Annotated in this window: 14 protein-coding genes; 8 read left to right on the plus strand and 6 right to left on the minus strand. The window is 45.2% G+C overall.

What is annotated here, in order from left to right; translation table 11 throughout:
* Positions 1 to 8: 8 nt before the first annotated feature.
* From nuoF to ndhC, 5 genes are all read right to left on the minus strand, one after another.
* Positions 9 to 1433, minus strand: coding sequence for an NADH-quinone oxidoreductase subunit NuoF (gene nuoF, locus ACI2JM_RS03565; RefSeq protein WP_404642160.1), 1425 nt, complete (start codon positions 1431 to 1433; stop codon positions 9 to 11).
* Positions 1430 to 1939: an NADH-quinone oxidoreductase subunit NuoE gene (gene nuoE / locus ACI2JM_RS03570; RefSeq protein WP_045444735.1), complete on the minus strand. Its 510-nt coding sequence runs from the start codon at positions 1937 to 1939 to the stop codon at positions 1430 to 1432. The genes nuoF and nuoE overlap by 4 nt, the downstream gene beginning before the upstream one ends.
* A gap of 189 nt (positions 1940 to 2128) precedes the next feature.
* The gene (gene nuoC, locus ACI2JM_RS03575; RefSeq protein WP_404642162.1) at positions 2129 to 3919 is read right to left on the minus strand and encodes an NADH-quinone oxidoreductase subunit C/D; all 1791 of its coding nucleotides are present in this window, start codon (positions 3917 to 3919) and stop codon (positions 2129 to 2131) included.
* A gap of 225 nt (positions 3920 to 4144) precedes the next feature.
* On the minus strand, positions 4145 to 4813 hold the full coding sequence (locus ACI2JM_RS03580; RefSeq protein WP_404642164.1) for a NuoB/complex I 20 kDa subunit family protein: 669 nt from the start codon (positions 4811 to 4813) through the stop codon (positions 4145 to 4147).
* Positions 4814 to 4933: 120 nt separating this feature from the next.
* On the minus strand, positions 4934 to 5557 hold the full coding sequence (ndhC, locus tag ACI2JM_RS03585) for an NADH-quinone oxidoreductase subunit A (RefSeq protein WP_055124534.1): 624 nt from the start codon (positions 5555 to 5557) through the stop codon (positions 4934 to 4936).
* A gap of 901 nt (positions 5558 to 6458) precedes the next feature.
* On the opposite strand from ndhC, the gene ACI2JM_RS03590 reads away from it, so the two are divergent.
* The 6 genes from ACI2JM_RS03590 to ACI2JM_RS03615 all read left to right on the plus strand — a co-directional run bounded on the left by ACI2JM_RS03590 (position 6459) and on the right by ACI2JM_RS03615 (position 13695).
* On the plus strand, positions 6459 to 8492 hold the full coding sequence (locus ACI2JM_RS03590) for a UvrD-helicase domain-containing protein (protein ID WP_404642167.1): 2034 nt from the start codon (positions 6459 to 6461) through the stop codon (positions 8490 to 8492).
* A gap of 112 nt (positions 8493 to 8604) precedes the next feature.
* Positions 8605 to 10008, plus strand: coding sequence for a magnesium transporter (gene mgtE / locus ACI2JM_RS03595; protein WP_083475673.1), 1404 nt, complete (start codon positions 8605 to 8607; stop codon positions 10006 to 10008).
* A gap of 110 nt (positions 10009 to 10118) precedes the next feature.
* Positions 10119 to 10583 (plus strand): dUTP diphosphatase, encoded by a 465-nt coding sequence (dut, locus tag ACI2JM_RS03600; protein ID WP_045444733.1) that lies wholly within the window; start codon positions 10119 to 10121, stop codon positions 10581 to 10583.
* Between the two features lie 90 nt (positions 10584 to 10673).
* Positions 10674 to 12452, plus strand: coding sequence for a phosphomannomutase/phosphoglucomutase (locus ACI2JM_RS03605; protein ID WP_404642170.1), 1779 nt, complete (start codon positions 10674 to 10676; stop codon positions 12450 to 12452).
* Positions 12453 to 12534: 82 nt separating this feature from the next.
* Entirely contained in the window at positions 12535 to 13449 is a 915-nt protein-coding gene (argB, locus tag ACI2JM_RS03610) for an acetylglutamate kinase (RefSeq protein ID WP_055124537.1), read from the plus strand.
* Between the two features lie 12 nt (positions 13450 to 13461).
* On the plus strand, positions 13462 to 13695 hold the full coding sequence (locus tag ACI2JM_RS03615; RefSeq protein WP_055124538.1) for a hypothetical protein: 234 nt from the start codon (positions 13462 to 13464) through the stop codon (positions 13693 to 13695).
* 31 nt (positions 13696 to 13726) lie between these two features.
* Here ACI2JM_RS03615 and ACI2JM_RS03620 read toward each other — a convergent pair whose 3' ends face one another.
* On the minus strand, positions 13727 to 14098 hold the full coding sequence (locus ACI2JM_RS03620) for an arsenate reductase (protein WP_201603964.1): 372 nt from the start codon (positions 14096 to 14098) through the stop codon (positions 13727 to 13729).
* A gap of 226 nt (positions 14099 to 14324) precedes the next feature.
* Here ACI2JM_RS03620 and leuS point away from each other — a divergent pair, with 226 nt between their 5' ends.
* A complete protein-coding gene (gene leuS, locus ACI2JM_RS03625; RefSeq protein ID WP_404642173.1) occupies positions 14325 to 17012 on the plus strand; it encodes a leucine--tRNA ligase in 2688 nt (895 codons plus the stop codon).
* Between the two features lie 73 nt (positions 17013 to 17085).
* Positions 17086 to 17805, plus strand: a complete 720-nt coding sequence (locus ACI2JM_RS03630) for a hypothetical protein (RefSeq protein WP_404642175.1) — start codon at positions 17086 to 17088, stop codon at positions 17803 to 17805.
* The last annotated feature ends 33 nt before the right edge of the window (positions 17806 to 17838 follow it).

Raw genomic sequence — 17838 nt, forward strand, 5'->3', positions numbered from 1 at the left:
CGCTCTCCTTATTTCACTTCTGGCTGTTGATTGGCTGCCGCATCAATGACATCGACACCAACCGCCTGCGCGATTTTTTGATCAAACTCTGGACGGAAATATTTAATCGCACTCATCAGTGGTTCCATCGCACCCGGCGCATGTGCACAGAATGTTTTACCAATCCATAAGTCACGCGTAAGGCCTTCTAGTTTTTCGACATCGCCGACTTGCCCTTCACCATCATTGATAGCGGTAAGCAATTTGACACCCCAAGGCAGACCGTCACGGCATGGCGTACACCAACCGCAGGATTCGCGTTGGAAGAAAATCTCGAGATTACGAACGAGTGGCACCATATCTTGTGCTTCATCCACCACCATAATTAGCCCAGTACCCATACGGCTACCTGCTTTTTGAATGGTGTCAAAATCCACCACCACATCTAAATGTTCAGTGGTTAAAAAGTCAGTAGAGGCACCGCCCGGTAGCCAAGCTTTCAGTGTTTTACCTGCTTGCATACCACCCGCTAAATCTTCAATGATTTCGCGTGCCGTATAACCAAACGGTAACTCCCACAGACCTGGGTCATTGACTAAACCTGAGCAGCCAAACAGTTTGGTACCCGGTGTCTGGCTCTTGCCTTTGATGTTAGATAATGACTGATACCATTCAACACCATGGTTTAGGATGGCTGGCATGTTACACAAGGTTTCAACGTTGTTGACGACGGTTGGACGACCCCATGCACCAGAGATTTGCGGGAAAGGAGGTTTAGTACGTGGGTTGGCACGGCGACCTTCCAAGCAGTTAATCAATGCAGTCTCTTCACCGCAGATATAGCGTCCAGCGCCAGTGTGCACGTGCAGATTAAAGCTAAAGTCTGAGCCTAAAATATTCTTGCCCATTAGATTATTGGCCAAGCATTCTTCGATGGCAGCAACCAAACGTTCAGCGGCTAAGATGTATTCGCCACGGATGAAGATATAACCGTCCGTTGCACCAATAGCATGTGCGGTAATCAACATACCTTCAATCAGCTGAAACGGTAGACGCTCCATCAATAGACGATCTTTAAACGTGCCCGGTTCCATTTCATCAGCATTACAGATGAGATAACGTGGCAAGCCATCTGGTGGTGACATGAATGTCCACTTCAAACCAGCATTAAAACCTGCACCGCCGCGACCTCTAACGTTAGCAGCTTTAATCATGTCACCGACTGCTTTAGGCGATTGAGATAACGCTTCTTTTAAACCAGTAAAACCTTTTAGAGATTCATAAGTGGCTAAATCAAGCACAGCATCATGATGTGCTAGACGCCATGTTAACGGTTTGGTTTCGCTAGTCGCTGTGGATTTATCGCCATAAATTGGAATGCGCTGCTCATTGAGCTGGCTTGGCGCTTTGCCTTGACTACGTTGAGCAATCTGCTCTGAAAGCGTTAATCTCATGCGTATAGCTCCAATAATTGCGTTACTTCTTCGGGCTGTACTGGACCATAGGTGTCTTCGTCAATCAACACAGCAGGGCCTTTGTCACAGTTACCTAAGCAGCAAATTGGCAATAGCGTAAAACGACCATCAGCCGTCGTCTGGCCATATTCAATGCCCAACTGCGATCTGATTTCAGCTGATAACGCCTCATAGCCTGTCAAAAAGCAAGCCACTGAATCACAAATAAGGATGACGTGGCGACCGACAGGCTGACGATAAATACGGTTAAAGAAAGTAGCAACCCCATCCATATCTGACATCGGAATGTCTAGAATATTGGCAATGGCATTCACTTGTGCGTCATCGACCCAACCGTTGCGCTTTTGCACAATCTTTAGCGCATCGAGCGAAGCAGCACGCGCTTGTGGATAATGGTGCATAAACTCATGAATGGCCGCAATTTCCTCGCTAGTGAGGATGCTTGCCACATCTACTTTTGGCATTTTGTCGGAAACAATTTTCATAGTCTTCTATCTGTCCTCACTCATCACGCTTTATCAGCTAATAGCGACCATTTTACGAGTGTCGCTATATGGCAAGATATCAGCATTTTGGTGTGCCATTTGGCAATGATATATTGATAAACGTATTTCTTTAATAACGATAATTTTCTGATCAAAGCATTAGCGATCACAGCACTATCGATTACAGTACTAACGATCACAGTCAGCCATTACAATATCAATCGATGCCAAATACATAATGGCATCAGAGACGAGCGAACCATTAATCACCGATGGCATCTGCTGCAAATGCGCAAATGTCGGCGTACGAATACGGGTACGATAGCTCATCGTCGCCTTATCCGAAGTGATGTAATAGCTGTTCAAACCTTTGGTCGCTTCTACAATCGTCGTACACTCGCCCGCTGGCATCACAGGACCCCAAGATACTGAGATAAAGTGATTAATCAAGGTTTCAATATCGTTTAAGGTACGGTCTTTTGGCGGCGGTACGGCGAGTGGATGATCGGCTTTATAAGGGCCTTGTGGCATGTTATCCATGCACTGGCGGATAATACGCAATGACTGACGCATCTCTTCGACTTTGACCATACAGCGATCATACGCATCACCGTTGTAACCGACTGGCACTTCAAAATCGTAATTTTCATAGCCCATGTATGGACGTGCTTTACGCAAATCAAAGTCAACGCCTGTCGCTCGCAGACCAGCGCCCGTCACGCCCCAAGCAAGTGCTTGCTTAGCATTGTACTGAGCAACACCTTGGGTACGACCTTTGAGCACGCTGTTTTGCAATGCTGCTTTGACATATTCGTCCAAGCGTTTTGGCATCCAATCTAAGAACTCACGAACCAAACGCTGCCAGCCACGTGGTAGGTCAGCAGCAGTACCGCCGATACGGAACCAAGCGGGGTGCATACGATAGCCAGTTACGGCTTCGATAACGTCATAGGCCTTTTGGCGATCGGTAAACATATAGAATACAGGGGTCATGCCGCCCGCATCCTGAATGAACGTACCAACGAACAGTAAGTTATTGGTGATACGGAAAAACTCGCTCATCATCACGCGAATGGTCTCAGCGCGCGGTGGAATCGTAATCCCAGCCAGCTTTTCAACCGACATGATGTACGGCAGCTCATTCATCACACCGCCGAGATAATCGATACGGTCGGTATAAGGAATAAATGAGTGCCAAGTTTGACGCTCAGCCATCTTTTCTGCACCGCGATGGTGATAACCGATATCAGGGATACAATCGACGACTTCTTCACCATCGAGCTGTAGCACCAAACGGAACGCACCGTGAGCAGAGGGATGGTTAGGACCGATGTTCAAGAACATAAAGTCTTCATCACGGCCTGAACGTTTCATGCCCCATTCTTCTGGGACAAACCGTAGGTTCTCTTGCTCGTATTGCTGCTTGGCGGTGTTCAAGAAATACGGAGTAAATTCAGTCGCACGCGCATGATACTCTTTGCGCAGTGGATGACCTTCCCAGTATTTTGGCAATAAGATACGGGTCAAATGCGGATGACCGGTAAAGACAATACCGAACATGTCCCACACTTCACGTTCATACCAGTTGGCATTTGGCCAAATATTGGTGGCGCTCGGCACATTGACATCGTCTTCACTCAGCGCGACTTTAATACGCACATCACTATTACGCTCAAGCGACATTAGGTGATAAAACACCGTAAAGTCACTGTCAGGCAACCCTTGGCGATGTTGGCGTAAGCGCTCATCTATCGCTGACAAGTCAAATAGCATGACGTATGGCTGGGGTAATTTACGCAGGTATAGAAGAATATCCAGCAAATCAGCACGTGCCACCCAAACCGTTGGAATCTCATCCACAGTGTGCTGCACGACAAACTTACCGGCATAATTCTGCTCCAGCTCGGTGATAACCGCTGGAACAGGCTTAATGTTAGGATCCATGTTATTAGGATCAATGTTTTCGACTACCGTGACCATGAATGATGTATTCCTTCATTAATCATAATTGAGCTATGTTGAGCCTAACCGAGCTATGTTAATCATAACTGAACTACGCTAAACATAAGCGAACTACGATGAATATATGCGTACTGAGCACTTTTACGGATTGTGTATGATTGAGCCAAGCTAAAACATGATATAGCCAAATAATTTATGCCTAAATGCTGTTTCTCACATGCAGTTTGGCTGCAGGCTCGCTGATTAAATACTGTCTGGGCTACGCAAATTTTTCACAGCGATACGATCTGCTTGCTTACGGTCACGCTCAGGCGTCATTTGTGGCTGATAGATACCCTGATCATTGACATGAATACCTAGCGGGCGACGCTCTTTAGTAATCGACTCTTGCAGCAACATCAAGCCTTGGATCAACGCTTCTGGACGCGGCGGACAACCGGGCACATAGACATCAACAGGGATAATTTTGTCCACGCCTTGCACGACCGAATAGATATCATACATACCGCCAGAGTTGGCACAGGCACCCATCGAGATAACCCATTTTGGCTCAAGCATTTGCTCATACAGGCGCTGAATAACCGGTGCCATTTTGACAAAACAAGTACCAGCAACGATCATCACGTCTGCCTGACGGGGCGACGCGCGAATGACTTCGGCACCAAAACGTGACAAATCATGAACGGCAGTTAGGGTGGTGGCATATTCGACATAACAGCAAGAGGTGCCAAAGTTAAATGGCCAAAGTGAGTGCTTGCGCCCCCAGTTTGCTGTTGAATGGACAAGGTCTTCGAGACGACCCATAAAGACGTTTTTATTCACTTCGTCTTCGATTGGATCATTGACCGTTTGACTGGTCTGTGCAGGATAGATATCTGCATCAGGGTTGGCTTTTGTTAATGTGTATTTCATAACATACAACCTTTATATTAGGCGAAGCGCAGCAATCATCTTGCTTCCGCTATCTCCTGAACTTCTATTATTAATAGACGACCATTTTGCAGTAACGTGCCACAAGACCGTCAAAAGCGATTAGCGTTTGACTTTGTCTTGTTGCGCAGATGTGGCAAAATCCATGGAAGTCACATTACCAGTAGTATTAATATGATCGATATTTTGCAAGTGACGACGGTTGGTCTCGATATTGTTCGAGACGTTAATCTGCCCTGAAGACTGGGCTGGTATCTTGCCAGTTGGATCGACCATCAGCTCATCGACGCCATCAAACTGCGTAATATCTGCCAAATTAAAACCTGCCGGAGCTGCATATAGACGTGGTTGCTTGCGGCGCTTGTCCGATGGTGCCCAATTCATCGCACCCAGACTGAGCTCGTATACCAAGCCTATAATCAAGATGGTAATGAATATCGCGGCAGCGGCGAAGCCCAGCCAGCCTGCTTCACGTACTGAAACGGCATAAGCGTACAAATATAGTGCTTCTAAATCAAAGATAACGAAGAAGATTGCCACCAAATAGAATTTGGCAGACAAACGAATACGGGCGTTGCCAGCTCCGACAACACCCGCTTCAAATACTTCTTCTTTTTGTGAGCCCTGAGAGCGACCGCCAAGCAAACGCGGCACAACCAGCATAAAGACCACTAGCCCAATGGCGGCTAAGATAAAAGCAATGGCTGACCAATTAAAAGCAGACATGATAATACGTGCTCCTCACCCAATCGAGTGTCAAGCGCAGCGCGCATACTCACAAACTATAGAGTGGTAATAGCGACTGGCATAACGCAGACGAAAACACAAAGTAACTGCCATTGGGTCTTAATAACTCAATGGCTCATATAGATACTGTGCTGGTAATAACCAATTATCAAGCTTATTGACGACGATGTCAGACATGACCAACTATAGATACTCCGACATACAATGGAGAAAGGCTGGTCGCCTAACGCATCTTCTAACAACGTAAGATCAACGTATTAAATCAATATCATATTCGATAGTTTATTTAATTGATTTAATAGCTCATTACACGTGGTCAACAATGACGAGACAACTGGCATAAATTATTTACGTACTATACGCATATCAGTGTCTAAAAGCTAGTTTTTAACTGTATTGAACGGTCACTTTATAGGTGAAAGAAACATGTTTTTTTTGCCATGAATTATGATATAGACGTTACCTTATATTAAGCCCAAATCCACATTTTTGAGTGGATGCTAGTATATATAGTATAAGTCACGAAAAATTAACGCTTTTTTACTGAGTGCCGATCCTTGAACTCCTCCCCAATGTGACGGTTTTTGCTTTATAATAACCCGCCTAATTGCATGCTAGTATCAGCGGCTGTTTTAACGATGGCTCTCTTGATTAATTGTCACAAAATATTAATGGTCATGAGCGTGATTAGCGGATAGGTTGATTAACCTTATCGACGCTATGTTTTGATATTGAGATGATGCAACAAACTATAATGCTATGTTGCCATTTTGCGCTATCGATCTGCCTCATACGTGCTGTTTTTATCTCACTGAGCAACGCTTGATATCAACACTCGTCTTTTTTGCTTTCTTTTTGCTTTTGTCTTACAGGTCACCTTATGAGTCAACTTAATCCCAAACAACAAGAAGCGATGCTTTACGTATCCGGTCCATTGCTTGTGCTAGCAGGTGCCGGCTCCGGTAAGACATCGGTGATTACCCGCAAGATTGCCTATCTAATCGAAGAATGCAACATGCCAGCCGAGCGTATCACCGCGGTGACTTTTACCAATAAAGCGGCGCGCGAGATGAAAGCCCGTGTCAGTAAATTGCTGCCGAGTGAAAAAACTCGCGGGCTGACGGTGTCTACCTTTCACCAATTTGGGCTACAGTTTTTGCGCTATGAGCTGATTCATACACCACTCAAGGGTAACTTCTCCATCATGGACAGTGACGACAGTAAGCGTTTGCTGATGGAGCTGATGATGCGTGATAATTTAAGCGGCGCTGAAAGTCGTGAATTGGTCGGCAAAGCCATTAAAATGATTTCTGACTGGAAAAACGATCTGATTGAGCCGGATAAGGCGATGGAAACCTTAGACGATCCAGAAGACATGATCTTCGCCACCCTCTATGCCTTATATGAGCGCAATTTGCGTGCTTATAACGCCGTTGATTTCGATGATTTGATTGTCGTGCCGACCAAGATATTACGTGAAAACAGAGAGCTGCGCGATAAATGGCAAAACCGTATTCGTTACTTGCTCGTCGATGAATATCAAGATACCAACACCGCCCAGTATGAGATGATTAAATACTTAGTCGGACCGCAAGGGCGTTTTACCGTCGTGGGCGATGATGATCAATCTATCTATGCGTGGCGCGGGGCAAAACCTGAAAACATGGCGCTACTCAAAGAAGATTTCCCTAAATTAAAAATCGTCATGCTTGAGCAAAACTATCGCTCGACCACGCGTATTTTGACCTCTGCCAATGCCGTTATTACCAATAACGAGCATTTATTTGAAAAGAAACTCTGGTCAGATAAAGGTCAAGGCGAAAAAATTCGCATTATTAACTGTCGTAATGATGATGATGAGTCTGAGCGTGTAGCAAAAGAGATTGTCACTCATAAACTGCGTTTCGGTAATGAATGGGAGCAGTACGCCGTTCTTTATCGCAGTAACTTTCAGGCGCGCATGCTAGAGGCGCAGTTGCGTCAACTGCAAGTGCCTTATAAATTATCGGGTGGTCAGTCGTTCTTTGCGCGTAGTGAAATCAAAGACATCATGGGCTATCTGCGTTTGATTCTTAACCCTGAGGATGACAGTGCGTTTTTACGTATTATCAATACGCCTAAGCGTGGAATGGGGCCAGCAACGCTAGAGAAGTTAGGCTTATTTTCACAAGAGCATAGCATCTCGCTACTCGCTTCTTGTACGCATGCAGGGCTCGCGCATGTTTTACCATCGAAGGCTTATGGTACGATAAAGGAGTTCGGTGAGTTTATTGAACATTATACGCGTGAGCTCGATCAGCATCCTGACCCTGTGCCTATCGTGCGTCAAATGATTGATGAAACGGGTTATATCGACTTTGTGCGTAGCGACGCTAAAACCCCGCAACAAGAAAAAAACCGTATCGATAATATTGATATGCTCTACACTAGTATTCAATCGCTGATTAATCGCGCCGAAGAAGACGAAGATCGCACCATTGATACCATCATTCGTAAGCTGGTGTTGCTGGATATGCTCGAGCAACAGCAAGAAGAAGAAAATACCAACAAGGTTAACTTGATGACCTTGCATGCAGCAAAAGGTTTGGAATTTGATTTTGTGTATATCATGGGGCTTGAGGAAGAAATGCTACCGCACCGCAATTCTATCCTAAGCGAGACGGTCGAAGAAGAACGGCGCTTGATGTATGTGGGCATTACTCGTGCGCGTCGAGAGCTGACATTGACGCTAGCGACTCAGCGCCGTGCAGGCGGACAGATGCGTGTCACTTCTGAATCGCGCTTTTTAGATGAGTTACCAGAAGAGCATATTGACTGGCCAGCCAAGGCGAAAAAGAAAAAAGCGACTAAAGACCCAGAAGCCGTTGCTGATGAATACTTGGCTAATATTCGCGCTTTATTGGGTAATCGTTAGCGTTAGGCTCAACGCTTGAGAGCATCACCAGTTAGCGACATGAGAAATTAGCACTTATTCGACATTTTAGTGTTTGTTATTATTTATACTTTCTAAAAACTTTGGAACCTTTATGCCTACCCCTATGCCTGATCAGGAACGACCATCTACGCTACAGGGAGATTACAATCCAGCAGAGTATAGCGGCGAATATAAGCTTCTATACCTGCAAAGTTTGGTTGCTGACAAGGCATACGAGGCGATTACTGAGTTTTTAGAAAAGCAGTCCAAATATGAGATTGCGAGCCTATTAGAATCGTTCCCTAGCCAAAATCGCTTATTGATTTGGGCACAAGTACCAGAAAATATCAAAGGCGAAGTACTTGCCGAGTTAGAGTTTGATACACGCCAGCCGCTGTTAGAAAACGTTTCATCGAAAGACATTTCCTTATTTACCCAAGACCTTGATGCGCAAGACATCTCTGAGATTTTAGACACCGTCACCGAAAGTGTGCGTACCTCGGTGATGGCAACCTTGGATGAAGACATCCGAGTACAGGTCAATAAGCTCGATACCTATGCTGACTGGGAAGTCGGTCGTTATATGGATCCTGACCTCATTCAGATCAGGGATGATATCACTCTTGCAGAAGTACAAAACTGGCTACGAGAAAATGACGATTTGCTCGATGATGAAAGCCAAGAGCTGCTGGTCGTCGATCAAAGCCAACAATTACTCGGGCTGCTCAGTCTGGTCGATTTGATTAAACATGATCAAACTACTTTAGTCTCAGAATTGATTGATAACGCCATCACCATTAATGATCGCTTAGACATCCAAGATGCCGCAGCGATTTTCCGCTCAGAGGACATTCGTTTTGCCCCCGTGATTAATAGCCATGGTGAGTTGGTCGGTCAATTAAATGGCGAGGACATCATGGAAATTATCCAAGATGATGTCGATAGCACCATGAAAAACCTCGCGGGTGTCAGCCAAGATGAAGAGCTGTTTGCGCCTATTTTAACCAGTGCCAAAAGCCGCAGTATTTGGCTAGGCATTAACTTGTGTACCGCCTTATTGGCTGCGGCTGTGATTGGTCAGTTCGAGGCGGTACTGGCAAAAGTGGTGGCGCTGGCGATACTCATGCCTGTGGTCGCGAGTATGGGCGGTATTGCTGGGTCACAAACTCTGACAGTGGTTATTCGTGGTATGGCGATGGGTCAAATCGGTGGTTCTAACCGTTTATGGTTATTAAATAAAGAGCTGTGGGTTGGCGCGATAAACGGTATCATATGGGCGATAATCATGGCGATTATTGCCCAACTATGGTTTCATGACATTAAAATCAGCGCCGTCATTGGTTTTGCCATTGCCATTAATATGACTGCTGCTAACGTTTCGGGCATTAGTATTCCACTGCTCCTAAAACGCATGAATATTGACCCTGCCCTATCCGCCTCGGTTATTTTAACCACCGTGACGGATATCGTCGGCTTTATGTCATTCTTAGGTTTGGCGAGTGTGTTGATACTATAATCACATAGCCAACGTTCAAACAATATTATTTAGAAATCATATAGTTTAGAAATTATCTTATTTAGAAACAATATGATTTAGAAACTATCCAACCGTTAAGTGAGTGCGTTATGCAAGCTGTACAAGTTAAAGTATTAAACCCTAAAATTACTGAAGATAAAGCGTTCTCGTTACCGACACGCGCCACTGATGGCAGCGCTGGTATCGACTTGCGCGCTTGTATTGATGAGCCATTGACGATTAAAGCAGGTGCCACGCATTTAATTGGTACTGGTTTGGCGGTTTATATCCAAGATCCTAACTTTGCAGGGATGATTTTACCGCGCTCAGGTCTTGGTCATAAGCACGGTATCGTCTTGGGTAATTTGGTTGGCTTGATTGATGCCGATTATCAAGGTGAGCTGATGGTCAGTATTTGGAATCGTAGTAATGAAGACTTTGTGTTGAATCCTGCGGAACGTATGGCACAATATGTCGTCGTACCCGTTGCCCGCCCTGAGTTTGAAGTGGTGTCAGAGTTTAGTGATACCAGTGCACGCGGTGCAGGCGGCTTTGGACATTCAGGCCGCCAGTAATTAGTTATCATTACTGATTTGCCATGTTAATTGTACTTTAGTCATCACAAAATCACCATCACGTGAATCACGCCATAAGGAGAGTAAGCGATGCCGTCTTTTGCTGCGCAGCAATGCTTATTTCGTGCTTATGATATTCGTGGTTCACGCCAGCATTTTACGACGGATTTTATCCAAGCATTAGGCAAGGCATTTGCTCAGCTTTACAGTGTCGCAGATTGCAACTCAACCGCAGCTCCTGCCAAAGCCTGCTTACCAAAACCAAGTATCGACCTTAAAAGAACCGTCGTTGTGCTTGGTTATGATGTGCGTCTCGGTAGTGATATTATCGCTCAGAGATTGGCTAATATACTGACTGAATATGGCCTACAGGTTATCCAGCTGGGGTTAATTACTACCCCCATGATGGTTTTTTGGGCAGAGCAACATTCTGGTCATGGCATTATCGTCACCGCCAGTCATTCTGCTAAAGACATTTTAGGTATCAAATGGTTAGTCAACCATCAATCTCCGAGCCATGCAGAGATTCAGTTGCTTTGGCAAAAAACACGGGCTAACTATGCTTGCCACCTCAATCACGCTCAAACACAGGTTGATGCTCAAAATACGCTGAAAAATACAACTGCTAAATCTATTTGTAATCAGCCGTTCAATTTATCTGATACACAAGTCGCGACGACTTATATTGAGGCTATCGCTCAAGTTTTTAAGCAAATCCATCCCTCTAATAAACTACTTCTCAAAGATAACCAACAACCATCTGGCACCCTTGATGTGGTGGTGGTCATAGACTGCATGCATGGGGCGACCAGTAATATCGCCCAGCGTTTATTTGAGCATTTTTGCCAGCAAGTCATCATGATTAATGACATCGCAGATGGCAGTTTTCCCTCTGGCAATCCAGATCCCACTGAACCACACCGTCTTAAACAATTACAGCGAAGTGTGCGTCAACATCAAGCAGATATAGGTATCGCTTTTGATGGCGATGGCGACCGCTTAATGATCGTCGATAATAGCGGTAAAGTTGTCACGCCCGATCACTTGCTATATTTATTAGCGCAAGTGGCGCTGACCGAACACCCCGAATCGCTGTGTTCTAAAAGCCCAGGCCATTCACAACTGCCTTTTCAAATCCTTTTTGATATTAAATGCTCCCATCATCTACCGAAACTCTTGTCTGAGCTTGGCGCAACACCTGTGCTCAGTAAAACGGGCAGCAGCTTTATGCGCCGACAGATGCAGCAATCTGCTGGTCAAATTGTCTTTGCGGGTGAATTGTCAGGGCATTTCATATTTAACGATAGCCGCTTTATTATTTATGATGACGCCATGTACGCGGCCTTGCGATTGCTGCATTGGCTAGCGGCTTACGATGCTTACGGTAAAAAATATCTGACTGATATTACAGAGCAATTGCCTGCTATGGTCAGTACGGCGGATCATTATTTGCCGATGCCTAAAACCCTTAAAAAAGACGATGCTCTCGTCGTACAGCTGACCAAATTTTGTCAGTATTTACGCCAGCTCGTAGAAGCGACCGTGGCAGAAGATTCTGGTGATCATTGGATAGCTACTAGCCAGCCATCGCTTTGCCGTTGTTCGATGAGTCGGCAATATATGACGTCCAAGCAAGCCAAATGCTTATTGCCAGTGGGGACGAAGCTGAGCTGTATTGATGGCGTTCGTTTGGATTTCGCCCATGGTTTTGGGGTGCTCCGCCAATCAAATACCAGTCACAATCTTACCGCACGCTTTGCTGGTGATAGCATAGAAGACTTACGCGACATCCAAGCAAAATTTGCCGCTTTATGTCGCCCATTTGATAAAAAACTGGCGGAACAAATTGTCGCTATTCCTGCCGAATAGTTTTGAGCAAAATAGTTACCGTCAAAGTAGTTGCTGTCAAATAAAAATATGACTTTTTAATACCATAACTTAGGAGTTTATAATGACGCTTAATTTAGATGATGCCAAAAATACTGCTGAAGTATTGACCACAGCGCTGCCTTATATCCAGCGCTTTGTCGATAAGCTTATCGTGGTCAAATACGGCGGCAATGCGATGACGGATCCTGCGCTTGAGAGCTCATTTGCCCGCGACATCGTTTTGTTAAAAACCGTTGGCATTCATCCCGTGGTCGTGCATGGCGGTGGTCCACAAGTGGATAATTTATTAAAAGAGTTGGGGCGTCAGTCAGACCGTATCGATGGGATGCGCGTCACCGATAAAAGCACCATGGATATCGTCGAGATGGTCTTGGGTGGTAGCGTCAACAAATCTATTGTTAGCTTAATCAACAAGCACGGTGGCCGCGCCATTGGTCTGACGGGTAAAGATGCCAATTTAATCCTAGCCAAAAAACTGATGATGGAAAAAATTGGCGCAGATGGGATTGCTGTGCCTGTCGATTTAGGGTTTGTCGGTGATGTGGTCAGTGTCAACAAAGACGTGATTAACATGCTCATTGCCTCTGACTTTATTCCTGTCATCGCGCCACTTGGGGTCGATAGCGAAGGCAATACGTACAATATCAATGCCGACTTGGTTGCAGGTAAAGTAGCGGAATTTTTACAAGCTGAAAAGCTCATGCTTCTAACCAATATCAAGGGTGTGCTGGGTCGTGACGGCGAAGTCGTGACTGGACTCACGCCAAAGAAAGTCGACAGCCTCATTGAAGATGGCACTATCTCAGGCGGTATGATTCCCAAAATCCAATGTGCACTTGATGCGGTACGTAGCGGCGTAAAAAGCGCGGTGATCGTCGATGGTCGTGTGCCTCATGCCACGCTGTTAGAGATTTTTACCAATGAAGGGGTTGGTACATTAATCAGTCGTGATTTAGGCTCATCATTGGCCGAGTAGCAGGAGTAAATCATGGCATTGTGGCTCTGGTGTCTACTTTTTATCTTAGAAAGCCTATATTGCTGGTGGATTATTGGCTATGGTGGCGCAAAATGGATAGAAGGGTGGAAGTCATTTTTCCTCATTGAGTGGTTTGCACTAGATTGGAATGCCGAACAAATTCGCTTTTACGTCTTGCTTATATGGCTCGCAAGTGTGATTTGGTTTATTTTAGGTGTTATAAAGCCTGAGCTAAGAGGTTCTTAGCTCAGGCTTTATTAATGGTAGCCGTATTCTTTTACGAAAAAACTTTATCAAACTCGGCTTCGTCAAAGCCGCATAATAATAATGGCTTATTTTTATCTACCCGCTCACCTTCAACTATCGGACGCTTAATCATACTGGTATTTTCTACGAGCAAATCAATTGCGTTATCTAGACTAGCATCAGCCGCTTGCTTTTGACTGTCGTCTAGTTTGCGCCATGTCGTACCGCGCTTATTGAGCACTTTATCAATGCCTAATTCATCTACCCAACGCTTAACGCTATCTTTATCGATACCTTGTTTTTTATAATCATGAAATTCATAACTGACACCTAGCTCGTCTAGTTTGGTAAAGGCTTTTTTCATGGTGCTGCAAGATTTGATACCGTAAATAGTGATGGTCATAAAAACTCCAAATCAATGATCATTATTCTGTTTATTATACCTAAGCCTATGGGTATTTGGTTTATGATAACCAAAACATTAAAAACCCACTCAAATTTTCGAATTTGTATTCTTCGTCATGCGCAAACGCCCTATCATATCGTCGCAATTTTCGCCAAATTACGCTATGCTATGGCATTGTGAAATTTCACCCAATTTATTCGTATTAATCAATCTCGAGCCAACTATGAGCAATACTGTGACATCTGACCAAGCTGAAAACAATCATTATAACCCACAAGCGATAGAAGCGGCGCAGCAAGCCAAATGGGCAACTGACAAGCGCTTTGAAGTGAGCAATGAGCCAAGCGATAAGCCAAGTCGCTATATGCTGTCGATGTTCCCTTATCCAAGCGGTAAGCTGCATATGGGTCACGTGCGTAACTATACGATTTCTGATGTACTGAGCCGTTATTATCGCCTCAAGGGCTATGAAGTCATGCAGCCTATGGGCTGGGATGGCTTTGGCTTACCAGCAGAAAACGCGGCAATTGCCAATCAGACGCCACCTGCCAAATGGACGTTTGCCAATATTGACAGCATGCGCGCGCAGCTTAAACTACTGGGTTTGTCTATTGACTGGTCACGTGAATTTGCTACTTGCAGCCCTGAGTATTATCAGTGGGAGCAATGGTTGTTTTTACAGCTATACAAAAAAGGCTTGGTCTACAAAAAGCTTTCGACCGTCAACTGGGATCCTGTTGATAATACCGTCTTAGCCAACGAGCAAGTCATCGATGGTAAAGGCTGGCGTAGTGGCGCTGCGGTCGAAAAGCGCGACATTCCGATGTATTACTTTAATATCACTGATTATGCTGACGAATTGCTCGATGATTTGGATCAGCTAGAAGGTCACTGGCCATCAGAAGTATTGACCATGCAGCGCAACTGGATTGGTCGCAGCGCAGGCATGGAAGTACACTTCCCTTATGAGCTTGCTGGCGAGACCAATACGTTAGATGTGTTCACTACTCGCCCTGATACTTTAATGGGTGTGACTTATGTGGCGGTCGCCGCCGAACATCCGCTAGCGCAGTATGCGGCTGAGCATGATGAAGCGATTGCGCAATTCTGTGCGCTTTGCAAAAAAGGCTCAGTTGCAGAAGCAGACCTAGCTAAAGCTGAAAAAATCGGCATGGCTACTGGTCTTACGGTCACGCACCCACTCACTGGCGAAGAAGTGCCAGTATGGGTTGCCAACTATGTGCTTATGAGCTACGGCTCAGGCGCGGTGATGGCTGTCCCTGCTCATGATGAGCGTGATTATGAATTTGCGATTAAATACAGCTTACCAATTAAACAAGTCATCGATATCCCTGTCGGCTATTTCGATGCGTTAGAAGCAGATGCAAAGGCGAACGATACTGAGATTAATCGTGCTTATACCGAACGCAATACTTTGGTCAATTCAGGTGAATTTGATGGGCTAGACTTTGAGCAAGCGTTTGAAGCGATGCTGACCAAACTAGAACCACAAGAGCTTGCAAAGAAAAAAATCCAATACCGTCTCCGTGATTGGGGGGTTTCTCGCCAGCGTTATTGGGGCTGTCCTATCCCAATGGTAAACTGTGAGCATTGCGGTACCGTACCTGTCGAAGAGCAAGATTTGCCCGTTGTCTTGCCGACTGATGTCGTTCCTGATGGCCGTGGAAATCCATTAAAAAATATTCCAGAGTTTGTCAATACGACGTGTCCTAAATGCGGTAATCCTGCTGAACGCGAAACCGATACCTTTGACACCTTTGTGGAGTCAAGCTGGTACTATGCACGCTTTGCAAGCCCAAATGATGCGCAAAGCATGGTCAATAAATCTGCCGCCAATAAGTGGCTGCCTGTCGATCAATACATCGGCGGTGTTGAGCACGCGGTGATGCATCTACTCTATGCACGCTTCTTCCATAAACTGATGCGTGATGAAGACTTGGTGTCAGGAAATGAGCCTTTTGCTAATTTGATGACGCAAGGCATGGTATTGGCAGGGACATTCTATCGCCTAAATGCGGATGGCAGTACCACCTACTACTTTGCAGAAGACATTGATATCGACTATGACGAACGTGGTCAACCGATTAAAGCCATCTTAAAAGCTGATGGGCAGCCGGTGACCATTGGTAAAATCGAAAAAATGTCTAAGTCAAAAAACAACGGTGTCGATCCGCAAATTACCATCGATAAATACGGCGCTGATACCGTTCGTCTCTATACGCTCTTTACCGCGCCTGCGGATCAAACGCTAGAATGGTCAGATGATGCGCTCAAAGGCCCTTATAACTTCGTTAAAAAAGTATGGCGTATTGCTACTGAACACATGCAAGCGCTTACGGCCGCGAACCTAAGTATCGAGACGCTGAACAATGAAGCTTTGAGCACTGATGGCTTAAGCAAAGAAGCCAAAAACTTACGCCGTAAAACCCATGAAACCATTGCTAAAATCGATAGTGATTTGGGTGATCGTTTGGCATTGAACACGCCTGTATCAAGTTTGATGGAGCTTGCCAACGAGCTGACTGGCTTTAAGGCCAATAGCAAGCAAGACCTACAGGTACAGCATGAGGCATTGACGGATCTGCTGATTATGCTATCCGTATATGCGCCGCACATTGGTGAACATTTACTTGAGCAATTGGGTTTAGATACCATTACCTTGAATTATCCAGAAGTTGATAAAAGCGCTCTGGTACAAGATATGATCACGATGGTAGTACAGGTCAATGGTAAAATGCGCGGTAAAATGGACGTAGCCCCAAATAGCGATCCAGAACAGCTAAAAGCACAAGCACGCTCGATGGAAAGTGTGGCAAAATTCTTGACTGGCGACATCAAAAAAGAAATCGTCGTCCCTAATAAGCTGGTAAACATCGTGGTGGTAGGCTAGATTTTTTAGGCTCAGTACTTTTTATTAGTTTAATGATTAGTCTGAGCCTTTTTATAATATTAGGATAGCGATTATGTCGTATAAATATCGAGCAAGTCAGTCACCCAAAGCCAGCTTGAGCAAAAAAGACGCTTTTGCCAAAAAATCAAACGGACAAAAACTGGTGGCGGCTTTTCTGACTGCCCTGCCAATGTTTACGCTATTAGGTGCAACGGCAGCTATTAGTGGCTGCGGCTTTCAACTGCGTGGCTATGATGCGCCAATGCTGCTTGATGTCGCCAAAACAGCCGTGATTCTCGAAGACAATCGCACCTCATTTCCGCTTAAGCTGCCATTGACAAGACGCCTAAAAACTTTAGGTGTTGAGGTCATTGACAACATGACAGCAGCTGATGTTGCGAACAATAACAAACAGGCAAGTGCTGAACCCATTGCCGCTATCACCATCAATAACGTCCGTTTTAAGCGTTATGAGCTGGTCGGTGTCTTGACAGAGATCCGTTTGGTACTTTCAGCAGATGTCAGCTATCAGACCATGGAAAATGGCAAACCAATTACGCTAAGCAACCCCATCCAAGTCGAGCGTAGCTATCAATACAATGAAGCATCGGTAAGCACTGATGATCAGCAAGGCGATCAAATTCGTGACTGGCTCTATGACAGTTTGGCACGCCGAATTACTGATCAATATGTCGCCATCTCCCTACCCAAGGTCAGCTCTTCTGGAGTCAGACAATCTGTGCAAAGCGGTAATGGCTCAACGTCGATCGCGGTGGTGGTGCCAAACCCATAATTTATAATGCGCAACACATTCCACGTTTATTTT

Origin of the sequence: Psychrobacter sp. NPDC064578 (genome assembly GCF_044901245.1) — a bacterium.
Classification (GTDB): Bacteria; Pseudomonadota; Gammaproteobacteria; order Pseudomonadales; family Moraxellaceae; genus Psychrobacter; species Psychrobacter cibarius_C.

What these genes read in the sequence shown, in the direction of transcription:
- mgtE (WP_083475673.1), top strand. Translation starts at nt 8,605, where the DNA reads ATGCCTACCCCTATGCCTGATCAGGAACGACCATCTACGCTACAGGGA.
- argB (WP_055124537.1), top strand. Translation starts at nt 12,535, where the DNA reads ATGACGCTTAATTTAGATGATGCCAAAAATACTGCTGAAGTATTGACC.
- ACI2JM_RS03580 (WP_404642164.1), bottom strand. Translation starts at nt 4,813, where the DNA reads ATGAAATACACATTAACAAAAGCCAACCCTGATGCAGATATCTATCCT.
- ACI2JM_RS03615 (WP_055124538.1), top strand. Translation starts at nt 13,462, where the DNA reads ATGGCATTGTGGCTCTGGTGTCTACTTTTTATCTTAGAAAGCCTATAT.
- ndhC (WP_055124534.1), bottom strand. Translation starts at nt 5,557, where the DNA reads ATGTCTGCTTTTAATTGGTCAGCCATTGCTTTTATCTTAGCCGCCATT.
- ACI2JM_RS03590 (WP_404642167.1), top strand. Translation starts at nt 6,459, where the DNA reads ATGAGTCAACTTAATCCCAAACAACAAGAAGCGATGCTTTACGTATCC.
- ACI2JM_RS03620 (WP_201603964.1), bottom strand. Translation starts at nt 14,098, where the DNA reads ATGACCATCACTATTTACGGTATCAAATCTTGCAGCACCATGAAAAAA.
- nuoE (WP_045444735.1), bottom strand. Translation starts at nt 1,939, where the DNA reads ATGAAAATTGTTTCCGACAAAATGCCAAAAGTAGATGTGGCAAGCATC.
- leuS (WP_404642173.1), top strand. Translation starts at nt 14,325, where the DNA reads ATGAGCAATACTGTGACATCTGACCAAGCTGAAAACAATCATTATAAC.
- nuoF (WP_404642160.1), bottom strand. Translation starts at nt 1,433, where the DNA reads ATGAGATTAACGCTTTCAGAGCAGATTGCTCAACGTAGTCAAGGCAAA.
- nuoC (WP_404642162.1), bottom strand. Translation starts at nt 3,919, where the DNA reads ATGGTCACGGTAGTCGAAAACATTGATCCTAATAACATGGATCCTAAC.
- dut (WP_045444733.1), top strand. Translation starts at nt 10,119, where the DNA reads ATGCAAGCTGTACAAGTTAAAGTATTAAACCCTAAAATTACTGAAGAT.
- ACI2JM_RS03630 (WP_404642175.1), top strand. Translation starts at nt 17,086, where the DNA reads ATGTCGTATAAATATCGAGCAAGTCAGTCACCCAAAGCCAGCTTGAGC.
- ACI2JM_RS03605 (WP_404642170.1), top strand. Translation starts at nt 10,674, where the DNA reads ATGCCGTCTTTTGCTGCGCAGCAATGCTTATTTCGTGCTTATGATATT.